The following is a 25157-nucleotide window of genomic DNA, read 5'->3' on the forward strand; positions in this document are numbered from 1 at the left end:
AATGGCTGACGAAAACAACCAGGGCGCCGCCGTCCAGGACGGTCCCGTCCAGGAGACGCAGGTCCAGGACGCCGCGCCGGAAGGCCGGCGCGAGCGCGGTCCCCGCGGCGGACGCGGCGGCGGGCGCGACGGCGGCCGCGGCCGTGACGGGCGCGGACGCCGCGACGATCGTCGCGGACGCGAGGAAGAGGGCGAGGAGCTGATCGAGAAGCTCGTCCACATCAACCGCGTCTCGAAGACGGTGAAGGGCGGCAAGCGCTTCGGCTTCGCGGCTCTGGTCGTGGTCGGCGACGGCAAGGGCCGCGTGGGCTTCGGCCACGGCAAGGCCCGCGAAGTGCCGGAGGCGATCTCCAAGGCGACCGCGGCGGCCAAGAAGGCGATGGTCCGCGTGCCGCTGCGCGAAGGCCGCACGCTGCACCATGACGGCATGGGCCATTTCGGCGCCGGCCGCGTCTATGTCCGCTCGGCCCCGCAGGGCACCGGCATCATCGCCGGCGGTCCGATGCGCGCGGTGTTCGAAAGCCTGGGTGTTGCCGACGTGGTGACCAAGTCGGTCGGCACGTCCAACCCCTACAACATGATCCGGGCGACCTTCGAGGCGCTCGGCGAACAGACCAGCCCCAAGTCGGTGGCGCAGCGCCGCGGCAGGAAGATTGCCGACCTGATGGCGCGTCGCGCCGGCCTGTCGGGCGCCGAAGCTTCGGCCGAGGCCGAGGCGGTGACGGAGTAAGCTTTGATGGCCAAGATCAGGATCACGCAGGTCGGCTCGCCGATCCGCCGCCAGCCCGACCAGCGCAAGACGCTGATCGGTCTCGGCCTCAACAAGATGCACAAGACGGTCGAGCTGGAGGACACCCCCGAGGTCCGCGGCATGATCCGCCGGGTGCAGCATATGGTGACGGTGGCCGAATAACGTCGTCCCGGCGAAGGTCGGGACCTCGCTGCCTTTCCGGGCAATGGGGTTTGGAAACGAGATCCCGGCCTTCGCCGGGATGACGCCGGGCTCTCCCGGCGCAGCGCGAACATAGCGAAAGCGAGTGCAAGACATGAAACTGAACGATCTCCGCGACAATCCCGGTGCCCGCAAGAGCCGCGTCCGCGTCGGCCGCGGCATCGGCTCCGGCGTCGGCAAGACCGCGGGCCGCGGCCAGAAGGGCCAGACCAGCCGCTCCGGCGTCTCGATCTACGGCTTCGAAGGCGGCCAGATGCCGCTCCACATGCGGCTGCCGAAGCGCGGCTTCAACAATCCGTTCGGCAAGGACTTCGCCGAGGTCAATCTGGGCGCCGTCCAGAAGGCGCTCGACGCCGGCAAGCTGTCGGCCGACGGCACGATCGATCATGACGCGCTGAAGGCCGCCGGCCTCGCCCGCGGCGGCAAGGACGGCGTGCGCCTGCTCGGCAAGGGCAGCCTCACCGCGAAGCTGGCGTTCCGCGTCGCCGGCGCGTCGGCGGGCGCCCGTCAGGCGGTGGAAGCCGCCGGCGGCTCGGTCGAGCTGATCGAGGTGGTTCCGGCCGCCGAAAAGGCCGCGGCCAAGAAGGGCAAGACCCGCCAGGCCCGCCTGGACAAGGCGAAAGCCTGATCCCGCTTTTTCGGACGGCAGGCTGACAAGCCTGCACCGATCATTATATGGGGCGGCGGGGGGCACTTTCTGTCCACCCGCCGCCTTCTCATTTCAGGGTCACCAACCACCATGGCATCCTCCGCCGAACAACTGGCCGCCAATCTGAGCCTGGCCAATTTCGCCAAGGCCACCGATCTCAAGAAGCGGCTGTGGTTCACGCTCGGTGCGCTGATCATCTTCCGGCTGCTGTCCTTCGTGCCGCTGCCCGGCATCGACCCGACCGCGCTCGCGAACCTGTTCCAGCAGACCCAGGGCGGCGTGCTCGATTTCTTCAACATGTTCTCGGGCGGCAGCCTGGAGCGGATGAGCCTCATCGCGCTCGGCGTCATGCCCTACATCACCGCGTCGATCGTGATGCAGCTCGCGACCTCGATGTCGCCGACGCTCGGCCAGCTCAAGAAAGAGGGCGAGAGCGGGCGCAAGAAGATCAACCAATATACCCGCTACGGCACGGTGTTCCTGTGCGCGATCCAGGGCTGGTTCATGGCGGTGGGCCTCGAAAGCTGGGGCGCGGGCCAGGGCCAGTCGGCGGTGATCGATCCGGGCTACATGTTCCGCATCACGGTGGTGATCAGCCTCGTCGGCGGCACCATGTTCCTGATGTGGCTGGGCGAACAGATCACCAGCCGCGGCATCGGCAACGGCATCTCGCTGATCATCATGGCCGGCATCGTCGCCCAGCTGCCCACCTCGCTGGCGCAGCTGTTCGAAGGCGGCCGCACCGGCACCATGTCCGGCTTCACCATCATGATGATCATCGTGCTGGTGGCCGCGCTCATCCTGTTCATCTGCTTCATGGAGCGGGCGCAGCGCCGGGTGCTGATCCAATATCCCAAGCGCCAGACGGCGCGTGGCCAGATGCAGCAGGAACGTTCCCACCTTCCGCTGAAGGTGAACACGGCCGGCGTGATCCCGCCGATCTTCGCCTCCTCGCTGCTGCTGATGCCGCTCACCATCGCCCAGTTCGCCGGGCAGCAGGAGACGGCCGACACCTTCTGGGGCGACGTCGTCATCCGGGTGACGCAGGCGCTGCAGCACGGCGCGCCGCTCTATATGCTGCTCTACGGCCTCGGCATCGCCTTCTTCTGCTTCTTCTACACCTCGGTCGTGTTCAATCCCGAGGAGACGGCGGAGAATCTGAAGAAATATGGCGGCTTCATCCCCGGCATCCGGCCCGGCAAGCGCACGGAGGAATATCTCGGTTACGTGCTGAACCGGATCACGGTGACGGGTGCCGCCTATCTGGTGCTGATCTGCCTCATCCCCGAATTCGTGGTCGCGCAGGCCGGCATCCCCTTCTATCTCGGCGGCACCTCGCTGCTCATCGTCGTCAACGTGACGATGGACACGGTGACGCAGATCCAGAGCCACCTCATCGCGCACCAATATGGCGACCTCATCAAGAAGGCGAAGCTGAAGGGAGGCCGCGGCCGGTGAACATCATCCTGCTGGGGCCCCCGGGGGCGGGCAAGGGAACCCAGGCCGCGCGCCTCGAGCAGGGGCGGGGGATGGTGCAGCTTTCGACCGGCGACATGCTGCGCGCCGCGGTCGCCGCCGGCACCGAGATCGGCCTCAAGGCCAAGGCGGTGATGGACGCGGGCGAGCTGGTGTCGGACGACATCGTCACCGGCATCCTGTCCCACCGGCTCGACCAGGACGATGTGGAGCGGGGCTTCATCCTCGACGGCTATCCGCGCACCGACGCGCAGGCGCGCTCGCTCGACCGGCTGCTCGGGCAGAAGGGGATGAAGCTCAACCATGTGATCGAGCTCCGGGTGGACGAGGACGCCTTGGTCGACCGCATCACCGGCCGCTTTTCCTGCGCCAAATGCGGCGAGGGCTATCACGAACGCTACAAGCAGCCGATGATACCGACGCTGTGCGACGTCTGCGGGTCCGAGCAGTTCCGGCGCCGGCCCGACGACAATGAGGAAACGGTGCGCAACCGCATGGCCGAATATCGCGCCAAGACGCAGCCCATCCTCCCTTATTACGAAAGCCGCGATCTCATCCGCCGCGTCGACGGCATGGCCCCGATCGACGACGTCACCCACCAGATCGCCGCCATCCTCGACGCCCGCTGAGGGGCGCGCGAACCGCCCACCCCTCGTCATCCCGACGAACCACCGTCATCCCGGCGAAAGCCGGGATCTCATTTCTTCCGCCCCGCCCCAGGAAGAGAGATCCCGGCTTTCGCCGGGATGACGGTTGCGATCGAGACGTGGCCCGCCATGTTCACCGCCGCCCGGATCGGCTACTCTCCTCCTGTTCCAGGAGGCGCCCATGAAGGTCTCGTTGTCGATCCTGTTCGCCGCGGCACTCGCCGCTCCCGCCGGCGCCGAAGTCGTCTCTGCCGGTCCGCCGGGCTTCGTGTCCGAAAACCGGGTCACCGTCGCAGCGGCGCCCGCCGCGGCTTATGCGGCGCTGACGCGGATCGGGAGCTGGTGGGACCCGGCGCACACTTATTCGGGAGATGCCGCCAATCTGAGCCTCGACGCGCGCGCCGGCGGCTGCTTCTGCGAGGCGACGCCCGCGGACGGCGGCGGCGTGGCGCATATGCGCGTGGTGCAGGCACGGCCCGGCGCCCTGCTCCGGATGGAAGGCGGGCTCGGGCCGCTGCAGGGCGAGGCGGTCTCCGGCATCCTCAGCTGGACCCTGCGCGCGGCCCCGGGCGGCGGCACCGAGATCGTCCAGACCTACAAGGTGAGCGGCGCCGAAAGCTGGGCGGCCCCGGTCGACGCCGTTCTCAACCAGCAACTTACCCGCCTGGCGGCGCTGCTGGCGCAGTGAGGCCCTCGTCATCCCGGCGAAGGCCGGGATCTCACTTTCTTGGTTAGGGCGGTGGAAACGAGATCCCGGCCTTCGCCGGAATGACGCCGCGTGGGGAGCCGCTTGACCCGTCTCCCCTCAGCACTCCCGCACTTCGCGATATTCGCCGTCGGCGCTCATCGTCTTGATGACGGTGCAGTCGCCCTGGCGGATTTCCTCGCGCCAGCTGCCGTCGGGATTGGTGACGCGATTGCCGCGCGGAACGCGGCGGCCGTCGCGCACCTCGTAGGACCAATTGTCCGGCGTCTTGGCTTTGCCGCCCTTCGACTGCGCCGATGCGGGCGCGAGGCCGCCGATCGCGAGCGCGACCGCGGCGACGGTAAGGCCGGCGGCAAGCGTCAGATAGATCGGTTTCATCGTCCACACTCCAGGATCGTCGTCTCCAATATAGCAAACGCGCGAGACGGCGATAAGTGCGGGACATTACGGAGAGCCGCTGCGACGGCGACCCTCACTCAACCCCCTCCCATGGGGAGAGGGCTTTCCACGCGTTCCGCCCTCGAGCCCCCTCTCCCCCGGGAGAGGGTTGGGGTGAGGGCGACACGGCCTATGAGAAGAGGCGCCGACCAAGTCGCCTGCGCAGGCCTCCTCATTCCGCCTTGGGCGGCGTCTCCTCTTCCGGCGCGGAAAGGACGGTGAGGGCCGGCTCCTCGGCCGGCTTCTGCGTCGCGCCGGCCACCAGATTCTCCAGCGTCGAGCCGTCGAAGCCCAGCTCCTTCATCAGTCCGTCGACGATCGGCGCCTGGGCGCGGTAGCGAAGCGCCGCGGCGACCGCGCTCGACGCCAGATTGCCGCCCGCCGCCGCCTCGCCATCGGCCGCGACCGCTCCCGCCGAGCCGGCGCCGGTCAGCCCGTCCACCTGGACGATCTTGATCGAGTCGATCGCCTCCATCGGCTTGGCCGCCTCGCGCACCACTTCCGGCAGCACCTTGAGGAGCGCGAGCTTGGTCTGGAGCGAGATCTGGTCGGAAGAGAGGATGTTGGCCGCCTCGTTGACGGCGCGCTGGCCCGCCGCCTCCACTTCGAAGCGGACGCGGGCGGCCTCGGCGCGGAGCTTCTCGGCCTCCGCCTCGCCCTGGGCGGCGAGCTTCACCGCCGAGGCGCGGTTCGCGGCCGCTTCCTTCTCGGCCTCCGCCGCGACCTTGATCGCGATCGCCTCGCGCTCGGCCCGCTGCGACGCCTCGATCAGCTCGATCCTTTTGTGGCGCTCGGCGACTTCGGTATCGCGGGCGGTGGCGACCCGTTCCTCGGCGGCGACCGCCTCGGCGCGCGCCTTGTCGGCGACCGCCTTGGCCTGGCTTTCCTCGCGGCTCTTGTTCTGGACGGCAATCTGCTGCTCCTGCCGCGCGATCTCGACCGCCTGGGCCTGGGCGATCTTCGCCTGCTCGACGACCCGGCTCGCCTCGATCTGGGCGCTGTCGACCTCGCGCTTCGCGGCGATGCGCGCCTGTTCGGCCTCACGCTGGCGGACCGCCTGCTCCTGCGCCACTTCGGCGACCTGCGCGGCGCGGCGCACCTCGACCTCGCGCTCCTGCTCCAGCCGCGCGAACTCGGTCTCGCGCGCGATCTCCAGGCTGCGGCGCTCGGCCTCCAGATTCTTCGCCTCGATTTGGACGCGGGTCTCCTGCTCGATGTCGTTGCGGGTCTTGCGGCGAAGCTCGATCTGCTCGGTGAGCTTGGTGAGGCCCTCGGCGTCGAAGGCGTTGTTGGCGTTGAAATGGTCGATCGAGGTCTGGTCGAGGCCGGTCAGCGACACGCTCTCCAGCTCCAGGCCGTTCATCGCCAGATCGGCGCTCGACACCTGCTGCACCTTCTGGACGAAGTCGGCGCGCTGTTCGTGCAGCTGGTTCATCGTCATGCCGGCCGCGACCGAGCGGAGCGCGTCGACGAACTTGCCTTCGATCAGCTCCTTCAGATGCTCCGGCTGCATGGTGCGCAGGCCCAGCGTCTGGGCGGCGGTGGCGATCGAATCGCGGTCGGGCCGCACGCGGACGTAGAATTCGGCCTTCACGTCGATGCGCATGCGGTCCGAGGTGATCAGCGCGTCGCTGTTCTTGCGCTCGACGGCGAGGCGGACGGTGTTGAGATTGACCGGCATCGTCTCGTGCAGCACCGGAAGCACCATCGCGCCGCCGTTGATCACCACCTTCTCGCCGCCGAAGCCGGTGCGGACGAAGCCGATCTCCTTCGTCGCGCGGCGGTAGAGCCGGGTGACGATGAAGCCGATGGTCAAGAGGGCCGCGAGGACGCTGCCCCCATAGATGGCCAGTTCGATCATGTCATTCTCCCTTGGGCTCAACCGGTGATCGCCGGGCGGTCGTCGAGGCGCGGGATCAGCGCGTCGCCTTCGGCCAGGCCGATGAAGATGCCGCCTTCGCGGCGGACGAGGAGGACGGTCTCGCCGGCCTGAACACGGCCGAGATCGTCATTTGGCTCCACCATCACATGATGGATTTGGCCGTGGCTGTCGCGGACGCTGGCGCGGGCCGGATGGCCGCGCGCGGCGGTGCCGATGGTGACGGTCGCGCGCTTGCCGACCAGGCTTTCCAGCCCGACGGCGGTGGTCTCGTCGCGCGGCAGGATCCGCTCCAGCCCGCGCGCGCACATGCCGAGCAGCGGCAGCGAGGCGAGGAAGGCGACGGGCGCCGCCAGCCAGGGGGAGAGCGGCGCGCCGAGCAGCGCCTCCGCCAGCTGCTGCAGGCCGAGGCCGAGCAGGCCGAACAGCGCCAGCAGGACGACGATCAGCATCAGCAGCGGCACCCGCCCGACACCCAGCCAGCCGAGCAGGTCCGGCATCTCGGCGTCGATGTCCGCCGCTCCGCCCGCGCCGAGGCCGACCGCCTCGACGAGGCCGATCAGCAGCATCAGCACGAGCGCCGCCGCGAACGGCAGGTTCTCAGGCGCCAGCAGAAAATCCAACATGCCCCCTCCCTCGAGTCGGAAGGCTAACCGCGCACCCCGACTTTATCCAGCGGAAACCGCAGGTTGCGCTCTGCTCCAGGCGCTTTTCCGAAGCCCTTGCCGGAGGCGTCCGCGCCCGCCATGCTGCGCCTGCCGAAGGAGATCGTCATGCGCCTCATCGTCCCGTTCGCCGCCCTCGCGCTTGCCGGCTGTGCCGCCGCCGCCGCCGATCCGCCCGCAAGTGCCGCCGCCGAACCGCGCGGCCAGGCGGCCTGGGGCACGTTCGGGGTCGATTTCGCCGGCATGGACCGCTCCGTCCATCCCGGCGACGATTTCTGGCAGTTCGTGAACGGCGGCTGGGAACGAAACATCGTCATCCCGCCCGACCGCGGCTCGGAAGGGCAGGTGACGCGGCTGAACGACCTCGCCGCCTCGCAGGTCCGCGTCATCCTCGACGAAATGGCCGGACGGCGCACGGCTCTGGCGGGGGACGAGGCGCGGGTCGCCGATTATTGGACCAGCCTGATGGACCAGGCGGCGATCGACGCGAAGGGCAACGCGCCGCTCCGCGCCGAACTCGCGCCTGTCCTCGCCGCCGCCGACCGCGCGGCGCTCGCCCGCGAGATGGGGCGGCTGACCCGCGCCTGGACCGGTACGCCGCCGGTCGGACGCATGCCGCGCTACTTCCCGTCGCCGGTGGCGCTCGGCGTCGCCCAGGACGCGCGCCAGCCCGACCGCTACATTCCGGTGCTGCGCCAGAGCGGCCTCGGCATGCCCAACCGCGATTATTATCTGAAGGACGACGCCGCCTCGACCCGCAACCGCGACGCCTATCGCGCCCATATCGCGACGATGCTGCGCCTGTCGGGCGTGCCGGAGGCCGAAGCGGGCGCGCGGGCCGAGGCGGTCTATCGCTTCGAACGCGGCATCGCCGAGGCGCATTGGCCGCTCGCCGACGCCCGCGACGCGGAGAAGACCTACAATCCGCGCAGCCTCGCCCAGCTTCAGGCCGAGGCGCCGGGGCTCGACTGGCGCGCGTTCCTGTACGGGGCGGGCCTCGCCGCCCGCCCGAGCCTGATCGTCGGCGAGACCGGCGCCATCGCCGGCATCGCCCGGCTGTGGGGCGAAACGCCGCTGCCGGTGCTCAAGGACTGGCTGACGCTGCGCCTCGCCAAGGACCGGGCGATGGTGCTGCCCCGCGCCTTCACGGAGGCGGAATTCGCCTTCTCGGGCGGGGTGCTCGGCGGCGCGAGCGAGGCGCCGGCGCGCTGGATGCAGGCGGTGGAGCTCACCGCCGTCGCGCTGACCGACGCCGTCTCCAAACCCTACATAGACCGCCACTTCCCGCCCGCCACCAAGGCGGCGATGGACGAGCTGGTCGCGAACGTGATCGCCGCGATGGACCGGCGGCTCGCCAATCTCGACTGGATGCAGCCCGAGACCCGGGCCAAGGCGCGCGCCAAGCTCGCCGCCTTCACCCCGATGATCGGCTATCCCGACACGTGGCGCAGCTATGACGGGCTCGATGTCCGCGCCGGCGACGCCTACGGCAATTTCCACCGCGCCTCCGAATGGGACTTCGCCCGCCGCCTGTCGCGCATCGATCAGCCGGTCGACCGCAGCGAATGGTGGATGATGCCGATCACCGCCAATGCCTATGCGAGCTTCGCCAACAACCAGATCGTCTTCCCGGCCGCCTATCTCCAGCCGCCGCACTTCGATCCCAACGCCGACCCGGCCGTCAATTACGGCGCGATCGGCTATGTGATCGGGCACGAGATCAGCCACCATTTCGACGATCAGGGCAGCCGCTTTGATCCCGAAGGCCGGCTCGTCCAATGGTGGACCGACGCCGATGTCGCCGCCTTCCGCGCCCGCACCCAGCGTCTGGTCGCGCAATATGACGGCTATGAGGCGCTGCCCGGCCTCAACATCCGCGGCGCGCAGACGCTGGGCGAGAATATCGCGGACAATGCCGGCCTCGCCGTCGCCTATGACGCCTACCGCCTGTCGCTCCGCGGCCGACCGGCGCCGGTGCTGGACGGCTTCACCGGGGACCAGCGCTTCTTCATGGGCCGCGCGCAGGTCAACCGCGTCGCCTTCCGCGAGGAGGAGCTGCGCCGGGCGGTGATCAGCGGCGTCCATTCGCCCAGCCGGTGGCGGACCTGGTCAGTGCGCAACCACGACGCCTGGTACGATGCCTTCGGCGTGCGGCCGGGACACCGTCTCTATCTGCCGCCGGAGGAGCGGATCCGGATCTGGTGAGGGTCCGCCGCCCGCCGTGCGGGCGGCGGCGCCTTACGCCTCGATCGGCGTGGACTGGAGCTGGATGTAGTTCTGAAGGCCCATGCGCTCGATCATCTCGAACTGCTGTTCGATCGTGTCGATATGGCCTTCCTCGCTCTCGAGGATCTCGACGAACAGCTCGCGGCTCACATAGTCGCGCACGGTCTCGCAATAAGCGATGGCTTCCTTCAGCTGCGCGACCGCCTCGCGCTCCAGCTCCAGGTCGGCGCGGAGGATTTCCTCCACCGTCTCGCCGATGCGCAGCCGGCCGAGCATCTGGAAATTGGGAAGGCCTTCGAGCAACAGGATCCGCTCCGACAATTTGTCGGCATGCTTCATCTCGTCGATCGATTCCTCGCGCTCATATTGGGCGAGCCGCTTCACGCCCCAATTGTCGAGCATGCGGTAGTGCAGCCAATATTGGTTGACCGCGGTGAGCTCGTTCTTGAGCGTGTCGTTAAGGTGGCGGATGACCTGTTCGTCGCCCTTCATATTGACCTCCATCTTCTGGCGGTCAGATAGCCGAAGGCGGCGGCGAAATACAGTCAGAAATGGCGGAAATCCGCCAAAAATTCGCTGCTCTTGCTAGGCAGTCGCACGTTCCTGGGCGATGATCTGACGTGCGAATGAGAAGCATTGCCCGCAACGCGGCTTCGTGCCGCAGGCGCGATAGGCGCTGGTGGGACACGCAGCCCCCCCGCGCGCGGCCGCCCGCACGTCGCTTTCCCTCAGGGCATTGCAGATACAAACGACCATTCCGAACTCCGTGATCGGCTGCTTCAATAACGCTAATGAGAAACGTTCGCAATAGCGATTGTGCTGATTCGGCAGCTCGGCTCGTCGCGCCGCGGGACCGGGCGAGCGGCCCGACCGATTCGCGGCCTCCCGGGCAGCGCGCGGCGATTGACTTGCGCCATGGGCTGCGTCATGGCCGAGGGGTCTTCAGGACGCGCGGGAGAGAGCGGGTCGGCGCGAGCCGGGCCGCCGCCGAAGGAGCAACCGCCCCGGAATCTCTCAGGCAGAAGGACCGCGCGGAACAGGACACTCTGGAAAGCGGACGGCGCGTGCCTCGGGCGCGTCTCGTCCCACCGAAGGGGTAATTCCGGCTGCGGCCGGAGGAAAGCTCTCAGGTCCCGTGACAGAGGGGGTGTGGATGCTGCCGCGGCAACGCGGGAGCGCGCCCCGGCGATGCGGAGTGACCCTGATGAGCGACCTGAGCCTCCCTCTCGATTCCTGGCACCGCCGGCGCGGCGCGCGCATGGTGCCGTTCGCCGGCTACCAGATGCCGATACAATATGAAGGCATCATCGCCGAGCATCGCTGGACGCGGGAAAGCGCCGGCCTGTTCGACGTGTCGCACATGGGCCAGCTGATCGTCGCCGGCGCGGGCGCCGAGGCGGCGCTCGAAAGCCTGCTCCCCGCCGACCTGTCGATCCTGAAGGAAGGGCGGCTGCGCTATTCGCTGCTGCTGACCGAGGAGGGCGGGATCATCGACGATCTGATGGTCACCCGCCGCGGCGACCATTTCTACCTGGTGGTGAACGGCGCCACCAAGCATGGCGACATCGCGCATATCGAAGCCAAATTGCCGGCCGGCGTGGTGCTCGACCATATGAAGGAGCAGGCGCTGCTCGCCCTGCAGGGGCCAAAGGCGGTGGACGCGCTGGCGCGGCTCGCGCCGGGAGTGGAGGCGCTGACCTTCATGACCGGCGGCAGCTTCGATCTCGGCGGTGCCACCTGCTGGATCAGCCGCTCGGGCTATACCGGCGAGGACGGCTTCGAAATCTCGCTCCCGGCCGCGCGGGCCGAGGAGATCGCCGAACTGATCGCCGGCCAGCCGGAAGTGAAGCCGATCGGCCTCGGCGCGCGCGATTCGCTGCGGCTCGAGGCAGGGCTTCCGCTCTACGGTCACGATCTCGACACCGACACGACTCCGGTCGAGGCCGATCTCGGCTTCGCCATCTCCAAGCGGCGGCGCGAGCAGGGCGGCTTTCCGGGCTGGCACCGCATCGCGAAGGAACTGGCCGACGGTCCGATCCGCAAGCGCGTCGGCCTCGCCGTCGAGGGCCGCCAGCCGGTGCGCGAGGGCGCGATGGTGGTGGACGGCGACGGCGACGAGGTCGACAAGGTGACGAGCGGCGGCTTCTCGCCCAGCCTGGAGACGCCGATCGCCATGGCCTATGTGCCCGCCGCCATGGCCGTGGAGGGCGGCGCCGTCCGCCTCGCGTCGCGCGGCAAGATTTTCGAGGCGCGGGTCGTTCCCACGCCTTTCGTCCCGCATCGCTATCACCGCAAGGGAGCCGGCAAATGACCGTCTATTACACCAAGGAGCATGAGTGGATCCGCGTCGAGGGCGACAGCGCCACCGTCGGCATCACCGATCATGCGCAGGGCCAGTTGGGCGACGTCGTGTTCGTCGAGGTGCCCGAGGCCGGCCGCCAGGTGAGCAAGGGCGGCGAGGCGGCGGTGGTCGAATCGGTCAAGGCCGCGTCCGATGTCTACGCGCCCGTCTCGGGCGAGGTGACCGAAGGCAACCAGGCGCTGGTCGACGATCCTTCGCTGGTCAATTCGGACGCGGAAGGGGAGGGGTGGTTCTTCAAGCTGCGCCTGTCCGACTCGTCCGAGCTCCAGGGCCTGATGGGCGCGGACGACTACAAGGCCTATCTCGACACGCTGTAACCGCTTCCCTCCCACGTTCGGGAGGGGGAAGTCAGGATTTGAATCGATGCGCTACCTACCCCTCTCCGCCCGCGATCGGGCGGACATGCTGCACACGATCGGCGCCGCCTCGATCGACGACCTGTTCGTCGACGTGCCCGAGGCGGCGCGGCTTGCCGGCAAGATCGAAGGCCTGCCCGACCATGCCTCGGAGCTGTCGGTCGAGCGCCAGCTGGGCGCGATGGCGCGGCAGAACGTCGTCGCCGGGGAAGTGCCTTTCTTCCTCGGCTGCGGCGCCTATCGCCATCACATCCCGGCGAGCGTCGACCATCTCATCCAGCGCGGCGAATTCCTGACCAGCTACACGCCCTACCAGCCGGAGATTGCGCAAGGTACGCTCCAGGCGCTGTTCGAATTCCAGACCCAGGTCGCCCGGCTCTACGGCTGCGACGTCGCCAACGCCTCCATGTATGACGGCTCGACCGCCTGCTGGGAGGCGATCGTGATGGCGCGGCGGATCACCCGGCGCGGCAAGGCGATCCTGTCGGCCGGGCTCCACCCGCATTACGTGTCGGTCGCCCGGACGATGGCGAAGTTCACCGGGGACGTGCTGGAGACGGCGCTCCCCGAGCTGTCGCCCGACACAGACGTCGAGCGGCTGATCGAGGCGATCGACGGCGATACGAGCTGCGTCGTCGTGCAATATCCCGACATTTTGGGCCGGATCGGCGACCTATCCGAGCTGGCTGAACGGGCACATGCCAAGGGCGCTTTGCTGGTCGCGGTGGTGACCGAGCCGGTGGCGCTCGGCCTCATCAAATCGCCCGGCGAAATGGGCGCCGACATCGTGGTCGGCGAGGGCCAGTCGATCGGCGTCGGCCTCAACTTCGGCGGGCCTTATGTGGGCCTGTTCGCGACCCGCGACAAATATGTGCGGCAGATGCCCGGCCGCCTCGCCGGCGAGACGGTGGACGCGGACGGCAAGCGCGGCTTCGTGCTGACCCTGTCGACCCGCGAGCAGCATATCCGCCGCGAGAAGGCGACGTCGAACATCTGCACCAACAGCGGCCTGTGCGCGCTCGCTTTCTCGATCCACATGACCCTGCTCGGCGAGACCGGCCTCAGGCAATTGGCCGAGCTCAACCACGCGAAGGCGGTCGCCGCGGCCGAGCGGCTGGGGCAGGTGCCGGGCGTGGAGCTGGTCAATGACGGCTTCTTCAACGAATTCACCCTGCGCCTGTCGAAGGAAGCGCGGCCGGTGGTGCGGGCGATGGCCGAGAAGTTCGTGCTCGGCGGCGTGTCGCTCGGCCGGCTCTATCCGGGCGCGGCGGCGCTCGCGAACGGGCTGGTGGTGGCGGTCACCGAAACTGTGACGGACGAGGATGTGGAGGCGCTCGCGGGCGCGCTCCGGGAGGAACTGGCGTGAGCATCAATCGCAGCGGATGGAAGCCCGAAATGGGGCCGGGCGGCGGCGCCGCCGGCGAAGCGGAGACCTTCACCGGCAACCGCGCGCTGATGCTCGAAGAGCCGCTCATCTTCGAGATGGGCGAGGAAGCGGGGACGGGCGTCGATTTCGACATCCCCTCGCCCCCTTCAGGGGGAGAGGGACAGCCGGCGCGAAGCGGCGGCAGGGAGAGGGGGGAGTCCGGTTCGGACTTGCCCGACTCCTCCCTCTCCCCGGGGCGCCTCGCAGGCCTCCTCCGCACCGCGCCGATCGGTCTTCCCGGCCTGTCGGAGCCGCAGGCGGTGCGGCATTATACCCGGCTTTCCCGCCAGAATTACGCGATCGACCTCGGCCTCTTCCCGCTCGGCTCGTGCACGATGAAGCACAATCCGCGCCTCAACGAGAAGATGGCGCGGCTTCCCGGCTTCGCCGACATCCACCCGCTGCAGCCGACCGACACGGTGCAGGGCGCGCTGAAGCTGATCAATGTGCTCGGCGAATGGCTGATCCGCCTCACCGGCATGCACAGCGTCGCGATGAGCCCCAAGGCCGGCGCGCATGGCGAATTGTGCGGCCTGCTCGCCATCCGCTCCGCGCTCGAAGCGCGGGGCGATGCGCGCGAGGTGATCCTCGTGCCCGAAAGCGCGCACGGCACCAACCCCGCCACCGCCGCCTTCGCCGGCTATCGCGTCGAGGACATTCCGGCGACGCCCGAAGGGCGGGTCCACCTCGCGGCGCTGACGGCGCGGCTCGGGCCCGACGTCGCCGGCGTGATGATCACCAATCCCAACACCTGCGGCCTGTTCGAGCCCGACATGAAGGCGATCTCCGACGCGGTGCACGAGGCGGGCGGGCTCGTTTATTGCGACGGCGCCAATTTCAACGCCATCGTCGGCCGCGTCCGACCGGGCGACCTCGGCATCGACGCGATGCACATCAATCTCCACAAGACCTTCTCCACCCCGCATGGCGGCGGCGGGCCGGGCTCGGGCCCGGTGGTCTTCTCGGAGGCATTGACGCCGTTCGCGCCTCTGCCCTTCGTCGAGAAGCAGGGCGACCATTACGCCTTGATCGAGGAGGAGACGGCCGGCGAGCATCACGGATCGACCTTCGGCCGAATGACCGCCTTCCACGGCCAGATGGGCATGTTCACCCGCGCCTTGAGCTATATCCTGAGCCACGGCGCCGACGGCCTGAGGCAGGTCGCCGAGGATGCGGTGCTGAACGCCAATTACGTGCTTCGCAGCCTCGAGGACGTGCTCGACGCGCCCTTCGCGGCCAGCGGGCCGTGCATGCACGAGGCCCTGTTTTCCGACAAAGGCTTCGGCGGCGGCCTCACCACGCTCGATCTCGCCAAGGCGCTGATCGACGAGGGCTACCATCCGATGACCATGTACTTCCCGCTGGTCGTCCACGGCGCGATGCTGGTCGAACCGACCGAGACGGAGTCGAAGGCGGCTCTCGACCAGTTCATCGGCGCGCTGCGCAGCGTGGCGGAGCGCGCCAAGGCCGGCGACCAGAGCCTGAAACAGGCCCCGCTCCACGCGCCGCGCCGCCGCCTCGACGAGACACAGGCGGCCAGGAAGCCGGTCCTGGTGTGGAAACCCTCGGTGCAGAGCGAAGCGGCGGAGTAGCTTTTCCTCCCCGGGACGGGGAGGAGTAGGGCGCCTTGCCACCCCTCTGTGCCTCAACTACCCTCCTCCCCATGGCGGGCGTGACGGACAGGCTGGACGGGTTCACCGACGCGGCGTTCGCTTTCGCGCTCACATTGCTGGTGATCGGGCGGGGCGGGGTGCCGGAGAATCTGGACGGGCTCGCGGCCGCCATGGCGGAGCTGCCGGCCTTCGCGATCGGCTTTGCGATCATCGGCATGTTCTGGTTCACCCATGTGCGCTGGCGCCGCTACCGGGGCGAGGGCGACTGGGTGTCGGTGCTCTTGACCTTCATCCTCATCTTCCTCGTCCTCGTTTACGTTCGGCCGCTTCAGGCGATGGCGCTGTCGCTGAGCGCCGTGCTCGGCGCGCCGGGGCTCCGCTTCCATGGCGACGTCGGCAGCCTGTTCACCATCTACGGCGCGGGCTTCGCGGCGATGGCGGCGGTCGTGACCGGCCTGTTCGCCGAGGCGCGGCGCAATCCGGCGCTCGGCCCCGACGGGCGGCGGCAGCTCCGCGGCGAGATCGTCATCTGGTCGATCCTGACCGCGACCGGCCTGCTGTCGATGCTGCTGTCCCTTTTCGACGCCACCGAGCGGGCGGCGCCCTGGCCCTACGCCACGTTGCCGATCACCATCGGCCTGTTCGCCGCTCTCTACGACTGGGACGGGAAAAAGACGCGGGCGGCCGATCCGGCGCCGGAGCTGGCCGGAGCCGCCGAATGACCGGAGGCAGCGATGCCCGCCGCAGCGCGCCGCATGTGGCGCGCAACACCGGTCCGATCATCGACGTGCTTCGCGGCATCCTGCCCGACGAGGGCCTGGTGCTGGAGATTGCCAGCGGCAGCGGCGAACATGCGCTCGCCTTTGCACGCGCCTTTCCCCACTTGCTCTGGCAGCCGAGCGACGCCGATCCCGTGGCGCTTCGGTCGATCGACGCCTGGCGCGGGGCGGAGGACCTGCCGAACCTGCTGGCACCGGTGCCGCTCGACGCGGTCGCGGAGGGCTGGCTGGTGGAGCGCGCCGACGCGATCCTGTGCATCAACATGATCCACATCAGCCCCTGGGCGGCCACCGTCGGGCTGATGCGCGGCGCCGGCCGGCTGCTCGGCCGCGGCTGCCCGCTCTATCTCTACGGCGCCTATCGCCGCGACGGGGTAGAGACCGCGCCGTCCAACGAGGCGTTCGACGCCTCGCTGCGAGCGCGCAACCCCGAATGGGGCGTGCGCCGGCTCGAGGAGGTGGTCGCCGAAGCCGAACGCCACGGCCTTCGCCTGGACGCGGTGCTGGAGATGCCGGCCAACAACCTGTCGGTGGTGCTGCGGCGGGACTGACTGCTGACGCGGCGGGGGCCGGAAAAGCGCTTCCGGAGCGGGTGCAAACCGGCTAGGCACCGGCGGGTGACCGACAGCGCCGCTTTCCCCCTTTCCCGCTCCCTGTTCGCCTTCGCCATCTTCTATGGCGGGATGGTCTGCATCGCGGGAGTCCTTGGCAACAAGCAGGTGGCGCTCGGGCCGCTGGCGGTGGAGGCCGGGATCTTCGCCTTCCTGATGCTGGTCGTCACGTCGAGCGCGACGGCGGAGCTGCACGGCCGGTCGGTCGCCAACAAGCTGGTGATCGTCGGCTTCGTGCCGCTGCTCGTGTCGCTGGCGCTGACCCTGCTCGTCCTCGGCCTGCCCGCGTCGGGCAAGATGGAGGCGGAGCGGCTGGAGGCGTTCAACCTGATGATGGCGGCGACGCCGCGCATCTGGCTGGGCGGCATCCTCGCCTACGGCATCTCCCAGATCCTGAACGTCACCATCTTCACCCGGCTCAAAAGCGGGACCGGGCGGATGCTGTGGCTGCGCGCCGGCGTCGCCAGCGTGCTGTCGCAGGTGGTCGACACGCTGATCTTCATCACCGTCGCCTTTTACGGCGTGTTCCCGATCGGCGGCCTGCTGGCCGGGCAGCTGATCGCCAAGGTGGTGCTGTCGCTGGTGATGGTGCCGCCGCTCATCTACCTGTTCGTCGCGCTCGGCCGCCGGCTGGACCGCGCCGCCTGAGTGCCGGAAAAGGTGTGGCATTTTTGCCGCGCCGCGCAAGCTTTCGACGAGCCGCAGTAGCTGTCACGATCCGGTCACACTAAGGGGGCACCGCGCGATTGCCTTACACAAAGAGCCGAATCGCGGAGATTCGGGGTTGGGGAACCATATCATGAATAAGACTGCCTTGTTGTGCGCCACGACGGCGCTCGTCCTTCCTGCATCCGCCTTTGCCCAGTCGACCGGTACGCTGGAAATCGAAGATGCCATCGTCGTCACCGGCGCCCGCACCACGCAGGGCGTCGAAGGGATCGTGGTCCCCGACACGGGCAAGGCCCAGCAGGTCATCACCGAGCAGCTGATCGAGCGTCAGGCGCCGGGCCAGACCATCCTCAACGTCATCAACCTCGTTCCGGGCGTGAACTTCACACAGAACGACGCCTTCGGCTCGTCCGGTGGCAACATCCGCATCCGCGGCTTCGACGGCAACCGCATCTCGCTGACCTTCGACGGCCTGCCGCTCAACGACACCGGCAACTACGCCATCTATTCGAACCAGCAGCTCGATCCGGAACTGATCGAGCAGGTCAACGTCAACATGGGCCAGACCGACGTCGACAGCCCGACCGCTTCGGCCGCCGGCGGCACCGTCAACTACCGCACCCGCCTGCCTTCGCGTGAGATGGGCGCCCGCCTCGCTCTGTCGGGCGGCAGCTTCAACTTCGCCCGCGGCTTCGCGATGTTCGACACCGGCGAGATCGGCCCCTGGGGCACTCGCGCCTTCGTGGCGGGCAGCATCGCGCAGAACGACAAGTTCCGCGGCCCCGGCGAAATCGACAAGCGCCAGTTCAACGCCCGCATTTACCAGCCGCTGGGCGGCAACGACTTCATTTCGGTGTCGGCGCACTACAACCGCAACCGCAACAATTTCTACCGCAACCCGGGTATCGGCGATCTGCGCACGCTCGGCGCCGGCGCGGGCTTCACCGTTCCGGCCAACCCGGCGATCACGCCGGCCAACCCGCTGGTCCTCGGCGACTTCACCGATCCGCAGTGGCGCGCCATCTACGACTTCGAGAACGACCGCTTCTGCCAGCGGCCGGCCCTTCCCGGCGGCCCGGGCGCCCAGCGCGAAACCACCACGCCGACCGGCACCACGCCGATCTGCACCAGCTTCTTCGGCGTCCGCATCAACCCGTCCGACACCGGCAACATCCGCGCCCAGTCGCGCTTCACGCTGGCGGACGGCCTGATCCTGACGATCGATCCGAGCTTCCAGTACACGCTGGCCAACGGCGGCGGCATCTCGACCCTGGCCGAGAACAGCGCGATCGCCCGCGGCGCGTCGAACGCGCCGGGCGTCGATTTCAACGGCGACGGCGACTTCCTGGACACGATCCAGTTCTACACGCCGAACAACACCAACACCCGCCGCTGGGGCCTCACCAGCTCGCTGATCTGGAACTTCGCGCCGCAGCACCGCGTCCGTATCGCCTACACCTTCGACCGCGGCCGTCACCGGCAGACCGGCGAGTGGGGCTATATGGGCCCGGGCGGCTTCCCGGAAAATCCGTTCGGCGGCCGCAACGGCCGGCCGGTGCTCGCCGCCGACGGCTTCCAGCTGCAGCAGCGCGACCGCCTGTCGATCGCGCTCCTGAACCAGATTTCGGGTCAGTATATCGGCCGCTTCTTCGAAGACCGCCTGCGCGTCGAAGCCGGCGTGCGCGCGCCCTTCTTCAAGCGCGAACTCAACAATTTCTGCTTCACCCAGACCGGCGGCAGCGGCTTTGCCACCTGCACCAGCCAGCCGGGCGGTCCGGGGCAGATCGTGGCGCCGAACGCGCCGGGTCCGATCCCGAGCGGCCGGTTCTTCGCGCCGTTCGAGGCGGAATATGAGTTCAACGCGGTGCTGCCGAACCTCGGCCTGACCTATTACCTCACCGAGAACATCAACATGTTCGCGAGCTATGCCCGCGGCTTCTCGGCGCCGCGCACGGACAATCTGTACCGCGCGCCCCGCGTCAACATCGAGCCGGAGACCACCGACGCGTTCGATGCCGGCGTGCGCTACAACAGCCGCTGGGTGCAGGCGCAGGCGGTGGGCTGGTATATCGGCTACCGTAACCGCATCATCACCTCGTTCGACCAGGAGCTCGGCATCTCGGTCGACCGTAACGTCGGCAAGGTGAAGAGCTACGGCTTCGACGGATCGATCGCGGTGCAGCCGACCCGCGCCGTCACCCTCTACGCGCTCGCTTCCTACATCAGCGCGCGCTTCCAGGAGGACGTGGTCGTCGGCGCCATCGCCGGTGTCCCGACCACTTCGCCGACCCGCGGCAAGTTCGTCCCCGAAACGCCGGAATGGCAGTTCGGCGGCCGGGCGCAGGTCGAGCTCGGACCGGTCGAGCTGGGGCTCCAGGGCAAGTGGGTGGACGATCGCTTCGCGACCGACCTCAACGACGTGGTGGTGAAGAGCTACGCGCTGTTCGACCTCGACGCGCGGGTCGGTCTGGCGGGCCTCGGGCTGGACCGGAGCTACTTCCAGTTCAACGTCCACAACCTGTTCGACAAGAAGTATTTCGGGAACATCAGCACCCGCATCGACGTGGGCGGCAACCCGAACTTCACGCCGGGCGCGCCCCGCACCTTCATCGGCACCTTCAACCTCGCTTTCTAAGCGGGGGGGCCGATCGCCAACAAAGAAGGGCCGCGGCTTCCGCCGCGGCCCTTTCTTTTTGCGTTCCGGCCGGGGCCGGCCTGGGTCAGCGGCGCTTCGGCGGGGCTTCGGCGCGGACCAGGCTTTCGAGTTGGCAGCGCCAGCCTTCGGCATGGATGGCGCCGTTGCGGTCGAGCGAATCGCCGCCGCGCGTCTCGATGCCGATCGAGACGGCGGTGCGCAGCCGGCCGCAGGGGCCGAGCGTGCGGGCATAATACCAGTCGCCGTCGAGGCTGCGGATGTAGAGGCCGCGATTGCCGTCGGCCTGCCATTCGTGGATGCCGTCGCTGCGGGCGTTGGGGATCGAGGTCTCCGCCGCCGCGGCGGCCGGCGCGGCGGGGGCGAGGAGGGCGAGGGCGGCAAGGGCGCCGATCATGAGGGGGCTCCTTTCGGATGACGGGGCCAGGATGGTGACCCGATTGGCTTTTTCGAGCTTAACCCCGGCTTTACCCTCTTTTCCCGCAACCGCCGAGGCTCGCCGATGGTTCTTGCCGCATGCCCCGCTTCTACTTCCATCTGCAACATGAGCAGCAGGGTTGCCGGACCGACGAGGAAGGATCGGACCTCCCGGACGAGGAGGCCGCCTGGTACCACGCCTTCCGCAGCGCCCGCGACCTGATCGTCGCCCGGATCGACGAGGCCTTCGAGGCGGCCGACCACTCGATCCAGGTGGAGGACGAGGTCGGCCGCGAGGTGCTGTCGCTGCCGCTGATCGAGGTGGTCGAACTGACGCGGTGAGCTTTCGCCGAACTCCTCTCCCGGCAGGCTTTCGAACCCGCGCCGAGCTCCGGCGCAACGCCTCACCATCCTCCCTGTGGAGCGAAGCTCCATGGGGAGGGGGACCACCCGCAGTGGTAGTGGAGGGGCATTCGGCGGGAGGACGAGGGACGGTCGCGCAAGCACGCACCTCAAAAATCACTTTCCTACAGGTGAACCTTTGTGGTTCAAAGCGCCATGTCCTACGAACCTGATCGCGCTTCACTCATCGCCCCGGTCGATCAAAGGAGCGCGACTGATCGACGGAATTTTTCCCGCACGCCGAACCTTCCTGAACTTAGCCGTTGCCGACCGAGTCGGCGTTGCCCTGCGCGTTCGTCCCACTCACGCCGCTTCCATCAGCCGCCCCGCCTGGGCGCGCGCCTCGTCGGTGATCTCGGCGCCCGACAGCATGCGGGCGATCTCCTCGCGGCGGCGGGCGGCGTCGAGGGCCGTCACGCTGGTCCGGCTGACCAGCCCGTCATGGCTCTTTTCGATGAGGAGGTGGCGGGCGCCGCGCGCGGCGACCTGCGGGCTGTGGGTGACGACCAGCACCTGGCCGTTGCCGGCCAGGCGGTGGAGCCGCTCGCCGATCGCGCTCGCCACCGCGCCGCCGACGCCGCGGTCGATCTCGTCGAAGATCATCGTGCCGGCGCCGCCTTCCTCGGCCAGCGCGACCTTCAGCGCCAGGATGAAGCGCGACAATTCGCCGCCCGATGCGATCTTCGACAAGGCGCCGAACGGGGCGCCGGGATTGGTCGAGATTTCGAACTCCACCCGGTCGCGGCCGGCGGCGGACGGCTCGGCCGGCGAAAAGGCGGTGCGGAAGCGGGCGGCGTCGAGCTTCAGCGGCGCCAGCTCCCCCGCCACCGCCGCGTCGAGCCGCGCCGCCGCCGCGCGCCGGGCGGCGGCGAGGGCGTCGGCATGGCGGTCGTAATCGGCGCGCGCGGCGGCGATCTCGCGTTCCAGCGCGGCGATCCGGTCTCCGCCGGCGTCGATCGCGTCGAGCCGGGCGGCCAGCTCCGCCGCCAGAGCGGGGAGGGCGTCCGCCTCCACCCGGTGCTTGCGCGCGACGCCGCGCAGCTCGAACAGCCGCGCCTCCGCCTCCTCCAGCCGCTGCGGGTCGAAGGACAGCGCCTCGCGCGCCCGCTCCAGCCGGTCCTCGGCTTCCGCGCCTTCGATCACCGCCCGGTCGAGCGCCGACAGCGCCTCGCCCAGCAGCGGATGTTCGGCGGCGATCCGGTCCAGCCGCCGCGCCGCCTGGCGCAGCTGCGACAATCCGCCGTCGGAGCCCTGCAGCAGCGCGTCGATGGCGGCGAGATCCTCGCCCAGCCGCGCGCCCGCCTGGATCGACGCGCGCAGGCTCGCCAGCGATTCCTCCTCGCCCGGCTCCGGCGCCAGTCGCTTCAGCTCGGCGACGGCATGTTCCAGCCATTCCCGGTCGCGCTCGGCGGCGTCGAAATCGGCCCGCAGCGCCGCCAGCCTCTCCTCGAGCGCGCTCAGCGTCCGCCAGGCCGCCGCCGCGGGCGCCGTGTCGATCCGCCCGAACGCGTCGAGCAGCGCGCGGTGGCCGCGCGGATTGAGGAGGCCGCGATCGTCATGCTGGCCGTGGATTTCCACCAGCAGCGCGCCGAGCTCGCGCAGCAGCCCCGCCGACGCGGCCTGGTCGTTGACCGAGGCGCGGCTGCCGCCGTCCGCCTTGACGATGCGCCGCACCAGCAGCGGCTCGCCCGGCTCCCCCTCCAGCCCGTTCTCGGCGACCAGGCGATGGGCGGGATGATCGGGCGGGAGATCGAAGCTGACCGACACCACCGCCTGCGCCTGGCCGGCGCGCACCAGCCCCGAATCGGCGCGGGCGCCGAGCGCCAGGCCGAGCGCGTCGAGCAGGATCGATTTGCCCGCCCCGGTCTCGCCGGTGAGGACGCCCAGGCCCGGCCCGAATTCGAGATCGAGCGTCTCGATCAGCACCACGTCGCGGATGGAGAGGCGGGTCAGCATGGCCCGTTCTTAGGCGATCCGCCGCCCGCCGGAAATGCCCCGGATGCGCCCGCGGCCCGGGTCTTTCGCCCGCCGTCAGCCGGCCGAGGCGTGGCGCTGCACCAGCGCCTGGGCGCGGCGGTTCCACTGGCTGTCGGGCGCCCGCTGCGCCAGCGCGGCGGCCGAACGGCGCGCCTCGTCCGGGATGCCGAGCGCCAGATAGGATTCGGTGAGCCGCATCAGCGCCTCGGGCGCATGGGTCGATTCCGCATATTGGTCGAGCACGGTGCGGAAGCGCACCACCGAGGCGAGCCACTGGTTGCGGCGCTGGTAGAAGCGGCCGACCTCCATCTCCTTGCCGGCGAGATGGTCGCGGACCAGCGCCAGCTTCTCGCGCGCGTCGGCGGCGTAGCGGGTGTCGGGATAGCGGCGGACGAGCTCGCCCAGCGATTCCTCCGCCTGGCGCGTCACCGCCTGGTCGCGGCGAACGTCGCTGATCTGCTCGTAATAATTGAGCGCCACCAGATAGAGAGCGTAAGGCGCGTCGCGGTTGCCGGGATGGATGGCGAGGAAGCGCCGCGCCGATTCGATCGACTTGGTATGCTCGCGCGCCGCATAATAGGAAAAGGCGCTCATCAGCTGCGCCCGGCGGGCCCACACCGAATAGGGATGCTGGCGTTCGACCTCGTCGAAGATCGCCGCCGCTTCGGCATAGCGCCGCTGCTCCAGCCGCTGGCGCGCGGCGTTGTAGAGCGTGTTGACGTCGAGCGCGACGTAGCGCGTGTCGGCGCGGCTGCGGTTCTGATTGCCGGCGCAGGCGGCGAGCGGCATCAGGGCGGCGACAAGCGCGATGGCGGCGATCGGACGGGGAAATCTGTGCATGGGAGGGCTTCTTAGCTGAGGCATTGGCACAGGCCAAGCGGACAGATGGAGATAAGGGGGAGGGGGCTGAACGACACTTTAACGCTCTTGAAAAGCGCGTGGGTTTAGAAGGCGCTCGATGCTGCGCGTTCTCACCCTCGCCACCTTGTTCCCGAACGGGGCCGAGCCGAATCTGGGTCTGTTCGTCGAGCGGCAGACCCGGGCTCTCGCCGCGCGCCCGGGCGTGGAGGTGGCGGTGGTGGCGCCGGTCGGCCTGCCCGTCTGGCCGCTGGTGCGCCATCCGCATTATGCCCGCCGCGCCGCGCTCCCGCTCGTCGAGGATTGGAACGGCCTTCGCGTCCACCGCCCGCGCTACCGGGTCTGGCCGAAGGCGCCGCAGGCGCGCACCGCCGCCGCCATGGCCGCCGCCTTGCTCCCGGTCCTGCGCGACCTGCGCGATCGCTTCCGGTTCGACGTGATCGACGCCGAGTTCTTCTGGCCGGACGGCCCGGCGGCGATGCGTCTCTCCCGCGCGCTCGGCGTGCCCTTCACCGTGAAGGCGCGCGGCAGCGACATCCATTACTGGTGCCGGCAGTCCGCCGTCCGCGCCGAGATCGAGGACGCCGGCCGGGCCGCCTCGGCCCTGTTCGCGGTCAGCGCGGCGATGGCGGCGGACCTGGCGGCGCTCGGCCTGCCGCGCGACCGGCTGTTCGTCCATCATACCGGCGTCGATCTCGACCGCTTCCGCCCCGGGGACCGGGCGGCCGCCAAGGCCGCGTTCGGCATATCGGGGCCGCTCATCGTCACCGCCGGCGCGCTCATCCCGCTCAAGGGGCAGGATCTCGCCATCGCCGCCCTGGCGCATCTGCCGGAGGACGCGCATCTCATCCTCGTCGGCGGAGGACCGGAGCGGGAGCGGCTCGAGGCGCTGGCCCGGCCCTTTGGGTCTCGCGTCCGCATCCTCGGCCCGCGACCGCAGGACGACGTCGCCCGCCTGCTCGCCGCCGCCGACGTGATGCTGCACCCCAGCCGCTCCGAAGGGCTCGCCAACGTCTGGGTGGAATCGCTCGCCAGCGGTACCCCGGTGGTGGCGCCCGACGTCGGCGGCGCCCGCGAGGTGATCGACCGCCCCGCCGCCGGCCGCCTCGCCGACCGCACCCCCGAAGCGCTCGCCGCCGCCGTCCGCGACCTCCTCGCCGCCCCGCCGCCGCAGCAGGACGTCCGCGCCGCCGCCACCCGCTTCAGCTGGGGCCGCAACGCGCAGGAACTGGAAACCCACCTCCGCCGCTGCGTCGAGGACAACCCCCTCTCCCCCCGGGAGAGGGCCGGGGCGAGGGCGACCGGAGCTGTCGGAAACGCCGCGACCTTCTCGCTGCCGCCAGGACCCTCACCCAACCCTCTCCCGGGGGGAGAGGGCTAAGGGCCGCGCGCCGCA

At 69.3% G+C, this 25157-nt stretch carries 24 protein-coding genes and 2 riboswitches; of the genes, 17 read left to right on the plus strand and 7 right to left on the minus strand.

Going from position 1 to position 25157, the window contains the following annotated elements; genetic code table 11:
- The first annotated feature begins 1 nt into the window (after nt 1).
- From rpsE to ACK4K7_RS13360, 6 genes are all read left to right on the plus strand, one after another.
- The gene (gene rpsE, locus ACK4K7_RS13335; protein WP_431866717.1) at nt 2–730 is read left to right on the plus strand and encodes a 30S ribosomal protein S5; all 729 of its coding nucleotides are present in this window, start codon (nt 2–4) and stop codon (nt 728–730) included.
- A 6-nt stretch (nt 731–736) separates the two neighbouring features.
- Nucleotides 737–913 carry a 50S ribosomal protein L30 gene (gene rpmD / locus ACK4K7_RS13340; RefSeq protein WP_431866718.1) on the plus strand — a complete coding sequence of 59 codons (177 nt, stop codon included), beginning with the start codon at nt 737–739 and terminating at the stop codon, nt 911–913.
- Nucleotides 914–1046: 133 nt separating this feature from the next.
- Nucleotides 1047–1580 (plus strand): 50S ribosomal protein L15, encoded by a 534-nt coding sequence (gene rplO, locus ACK4K7_RS13345; RefSeq protein WP_431866720.1) that lies wholly within the window; start codon nt 1047–1049, stop codon nt 1578–1580.
- Nucleotides 1581–1691: 111 nt separating this feature from the next.
- Nucleotides 1692–3059: a preprotein translocase subunit SecY gene (gene secY / locus ACK4K7_RS13350; protein ID WP_431866722.1), complete on the plus strand. Its 1368-nt coding sequence runs from the start codon at nt 1692–1694 to the stop codon at nt 3057–3059.
- Nucleotides 3056–3706, plus strand: coding sequence for an adenylate kinase (locus ACK4K7_RS13355; RefSeq protein ID WP_431866724.1), 651 nt, complete (start codon nt 3056–3058; stop codon nt 3704–3706). Before secY ends, ACK4K7_RS13355 begins: the two co-directional genes overlap by 4 nt.
- A gap of 199 nt (nt 3707–3905) precedes the next feature.
- A complete protein-coding gene (locus tag ACK4K7_RS13360) occupies nt 3906–4412 on the plus strand; it encodes an ATPase (protein WP_431866725.1) in 507 nt (168 codons plus the stop codon).
- A gap of 117 nt (nt 4413–4529) precedes the next feature.
- Here the strand turns inward: ACK4K7_RS13360 and ACK4K7_RS13365 are convergent, their stop codons facing one another.
- From ACK4K7_RS13365 to ACK4K7_RS13375, 3 genes are all read right to left on the minus strand, one after another.
- The gene (locus ACK4K7_RS13365; RefSeq protein WP_431866727.1) at nt 4530–4808 is read right to left on the minus strand and encodes a hypothetical protein; all 279 of its coding nucleotides are present in this window, start codon (nt 4806–4808) and stop codon (nt 4530–4532) included.
- A 232-nt stretch (nt 4809–5040) separates the two neighbouring features.
- On the minus strand, nt 5041–6729 hold the full coding sequence (locus ACK4K7_RS13370) for a flotillin family protein (RefSeq protein ID WP_431866729.1): 1689 nt from the start codon (nt 6727–6729) through the stop codon (nt 5041–5043).
- A gap of 17 nt (nt 6730–6746) precedes the next feature.
- Nucleotides 6747–7373: an OB-fold-containig protein gene (locus ACK4K7_RS13375; protein ID WP_431866731.1), complete on the minus strand. Its 627-nt coding sequence runs from the start codon at nt 7371–7373 to the stop codon at nt 6747–6749.
- Nucleotides 7374–7469: 96 nt separating this feature from the next.
- Between ACK4K7_RS13375 and ACK4K7_RS13380 the strand changes: the two genes are divergently transcribed.
- The gene (locus ACK4K7_RS13380) at nt 7470–9617 is read left to right on the plus strand and encodes a M13 family metallopeptidase (RefSeq protein ID WP_431866732.1); all 2148 of its coding nucleotides are present in this window, start codon (nt 7470–7472) and stop codon (nt 9615–9617) included.
- 33 nt (nt 9618–9650) lie between these two features.
- Here the strand turns inward: ACK4K7_RS13380 and bfr are convergent, their stop codons facing one another.
- Nucleotides 9651–10130, minus strand: coding sequence for a bacterioferritin (bfr, locus tag ACK4K7_RS13385; protein WP_431866798.1), 480 nt, complete (start codon nt 10128–10130; stop codon nt 9651–9653).
- Between the two features lie 450 nt (nt 10131–10580).
- Nucleotides 10581–10678: riboswitch (glycine riboswitch) on the plus strand.
- A riboswitch (glycine riboswitch) is annotated at nt 10679–10790 on the plus strand. It begins immediately after the preceding riboswitch.
- Between the two features lie 52 nt (nt 10791–10842).
- Between bfr and gcvT the strand changes: the two genes are divergently transcribed.
- From gcvT to ACK4K7_RS13425, 8 genes are all read left to right on the plus strand, one after another.
- A complete protein-coding gene (gcvT, locus tag ACK4K7_RS13390) occupies nt 10843–11949 on the plus strand; it encodes a glycine cleavage system aminomethyltransferase GcvT (RefSeq protein WP_431866734.1) in 1107 nt (368 codons plus the stop codon).
- The gene (gene gcvH / locus ACK4K7_RS13395; RefSeq protein WP_431866735.1) at nt 11946–12317 is read left to right on the plus strand and encodes a glycine cleavage system protein GcvH; all 372 of its coding nucleotides are present in this window, start codon (nt 11946–11948) and stop codon (nt 12315–12317) included. The genes gcvT and gcvH overlap by 4 nt, the downstream gene beginning before the upstream one ends.
- A 46-nt stretch (nt 12318–12363) precedes the next feature.
- Nucleotides 12364–13722: an aminomethyl-transferring glycine dehydrogenase subunit GcvPA gene (gcvPA, locus tag ACK4K7_RS13400; protein WP_431866736.1), complete on the plus strand. Its 1359-nt coding sequence runs from the start codon at nt 12364–12366 to the stop codon at nt 13720–13722.
- Between the two features lie 29 nt (nt 13723–13751).
- Nucleotides 13752–15374, plus strand: coding sequence for an aminomethyl-transferring glycine dehydrogenase subunit GcvPB (gene gcvPB, locus ACK4K7_RS13405; RefSeq protein ID WP_431866800.1), 1623 nt, complete (start codon nt 13752–13754; stop codon nt 15372–15374).
- Nucleotides 15375–15445: 71 nt separating this feature from the next.
- On the plus strand, nt 15446–16117 hold the full coding sequence (locus tag ACK4K7_RS13410; protein ID WP_431866738.1) for a TMEM175 family protein: 672 nt from the start codon (nt 15446–15448) through the stop codon (nt 16115–16117).
- Nucleotides 16114–16725: a DUF938 domain-containing protein gene (locus ACK4K7_RS13415; protein ID WP_431866740.1), complete on the plus strand. Its 612-nt coding sequence runs from the start codon at nt 16114–16116 to the stop codon at nt 16723–16725. Before ACK4K7_RS13410 ends, ACK4K7_RS13415 begins: the two co-directional genes overlap by 4 nt.
- A 66-nt stretch (nt 16726–16791) precedes the next feature.
- A complete protein-coding gene (locus tag ACK4K7_RS13420) occupies nt 16792–17433 on the plus strand; it encodes a queuosine precursor transporter (RefSeq protein WP_431866742.1) in 642 nt (213 codons plus the stop codon).
- Between the two features lie 151 nt (nt 17434–17584).
- Complete coding sequence (locus ACK4K7_RS13425) at nt 17585–20089, plus strand: TonB-dependent receptor (RefSeq protein ID WP_431866744.1); 2505 nt, start codon at nt 17585–17587, stop codon at nt 20087–20089.
- An 85-nt stretch (nt 20090–20174) separates the two neighbouring features.
- On the opposite strand, the gene ACK4K7_RS13430 is transcribed toward ACK4K7_RS13425, so the two are convergent.
- Nucleotides 20175–20504 (minus strand): DUF6491 family protein, encoded by a 330-nt coding sequence (locus ACK4K7_RS13430; RefSeq protein WP_431866745.1) that lies wholly within the window; start codon nt 20502–20504, stop codon nt 20175–20177.
- A gap of 119 nt (nt 20505–20623) precedes the next feature.
- On the opposite strand from ACK4K7_RS13430, the gene ACK4K7_RS13435 reads away from it, so the two are divergent.
- Entirely contained in the window at nt 20624–20866 is a 243-nt protein-coding gene (locus ACK4K7_RS13435; protein WP_431866747.1) for a DUF6894 family protein, read from the plus strand.
- A gap of 363 nt (nt 20867–21229) precedes the next feature.
- On the opposite strand, the gene recN is transcribed toward ACK4K7_RS13435, so the two are convergent.
- Nucleotides 21230–22882, minus strand: a complete 1653-nt coding sequence (gene recN, locus ACK4K7_RS13440; RefSeq protein WP_431866748.1) for a DNA repair protein RecN — start codon at nt 22880–22882, stop codon at nt 21230–21232.
- Nucleotides 22883–22957: 75 nt separating this feature from the next.
- Entirely contained in the window at nt 22958–23743 is a 786-nt protein-coding gene (locus ACK4K7_RS13445; RefSeq protein ID WP_431866750.1) for an outer membrane protein assembly factor BamD, read from the minus strand.
- 118 nt (nt 23744–23861) lie between these two features.
- Here ACK4K7_RS13445 and ACK4K7_RS13450 point away from each other — a divergent pair, with 118 nt between their 5' ends.
- On the plus strand, nt 23862–25142 hold the full coding sequence (locus ACK4K7_RS13450) for a glycosyltransferase (protein WP_431866751.1): 1281 nt from the start codon (nt 23862–23864) through the stop codon (nt 25140–25142).
- Nucleotides 25143–25157: the final 15 nt, after the last annotated feature.

This window comes from Allosphingosinicella sp. (assembly GCF_046295735.1).
Taxonomy (GTDB): Bacteria; Pseudomonadota; Alphaproteobacteria; order Sphingomonadales; family Sphingomonadaceae; genus Allosphingosinicella.

Excerpts from the sequence above, each read along its gene's own strand:
- rpsE (WP_431866717.1), top strand. The coding sequence starts at position 2 with ATGGCTGACGAAAACAACCAGGGCGCCGCCGTCCAGGACGGTCCCGTC.
- rpmD (WP_431866718.1), top strand. The coding sequence starts at position 737 with ATGGCCAAGATCAGGATCACGCAGGTCGGCTCGCCGATCCGCCGCCAG.
- rplO (WP_431866720.1), top strand. The coding sequence starts at position 1,047 with ATGAAACTGAACGATCTCCGCGACAATCCCGGTGCCCGCAAGAGCCGC.
- secY (WP_431866722.1), top strand. The coding sequence starts at position 1,692 with ATGGCATCCTCCGCCGAACAACTGGCCGCCAATCTGAGCCTGGCCAAT.
- ACK4K7_RS13360 (WP_431866725.1), top strand. The coding sequence starts at position 3,906 with ATGAAGGTCTCGTTGTCGATCCTGTTCGCCGCGGCACTCGCCGCTCCC.
- ACK4K7_RS13365 (WP_431866727.1), bottom strand. The coding sequence starts at position 4,808 with ATGAAACCGATCTATCTGACGCTTGCCGCCGGCCTTACCGTCGCCGCG.
- ACK4K7_RS13370 (WP_431866729.1), bottom strand. The coding sequence starts at position 6,729 with ATGATCGAACTGGCCATCTATGGGGGCAGCGTCCTCGCGGCCCTCTTG.
- ACK4K7_RS13375 (WP_431866731.1), bottom strand. The coding sequence starts at position 7,373 with ATGTTGGATTTTCTGCTGGCGCCTGAGAACCTGCCGTTCGCGGCGGCG.
- bfr (WP_431866798.1), bottom strand. The coding sequence starts at position 10,130 with ATGAAGGGCGACGAACAGGTCATCCGCCACCTTAACGACACGCTCAAG.
- gcvT (WP_431866734.1), top strand. The coding sequence starts at position 10,843 with ATGAGCGACCTGAGCCTCCCTCTCGATTCCTGGCACCGCCGGCGCGGC.
- gcvH (WP_431866735.1), top strand. The coding sequence starts at position 11,946 with ATGACCGTCTATTACACCAAGGAGCATGAGTGGATCCGCGTCGAGGGC.
- gcvPA (WP_431866736.1), top strand. The coding sequence starts at position 12,364 with ATGCGCTACCTACCCCTCTCCGCCCGCGATCGGGCGGACATGCTGCAC.
- gcvPB (WP_431866800.1), top strand. The coding sequence starts at position 13,752 with ATGGGGCCGGGCGGCGGCGCCGCCGGCGAAGCGGAGACCTTCACCGGC.
- ACK4K7_RS13410 (WP_431866738.1), top strand. The coding sequence starts at position 15,446 with ATGGCGGGCGTGACGGACAGGCTGGACGGGTTCACCGACGCGGCGTTC.
- ACK4K7_RS13415 (WP_431866740.1), top strand. The coding sequence starts at position 16,114 with ATGACCGGAGGCAGCGATGCCCGCCGCAGCGCGCCGCATGTGGCGCGC.
- ACK4K7_RS13425 (WP_431866744.1), top strand. The coding sequence starts at position 17,585 with ATGAATAAGACTGCCTTGTTGTGCGCCACGACGGCGCTCGTCCTTCCT.
- ACK4K7_RS13430 (WP_431866745.1), bottom strand. The coding sequence starts at position 20,504 with ATGATCGGCGCCCTTGCCGCCCTCGCCCTCCTCGCCCCCGCCGCGCCG.
- ACK4K7_RS13435 (WP_431866747.1), top strand. The coding sequence starts at position 20,624 with ATGCCCCGCTTCTACTTCCATCTGCAACATGAGCAGCAGGGTTGCCGG.
- recN (WP_431866748.1), bottom strand. The coding sequence starts at position 22,882 with ATGCTGACCCGCCTCTCCATCCGCGACGTGGTGCTGATCGAGACGCTC.
- ACK4K7_RS13445 (WP_431866750.1), bottom strand. The coding sequence starts at position 23,743 with ATGCACAGATTTCCCCGTCCGATCGCCGCCATCGCGCTTGTCGCCGCC.
- ACK4K7_RS13450 (WP_431866751.1), top strand. The coding sequence starts at position 23,862 with ATGCTGCGCGTTCTCACCCTCGCCACCTTGTTCCCGAACGGGGCCGAG.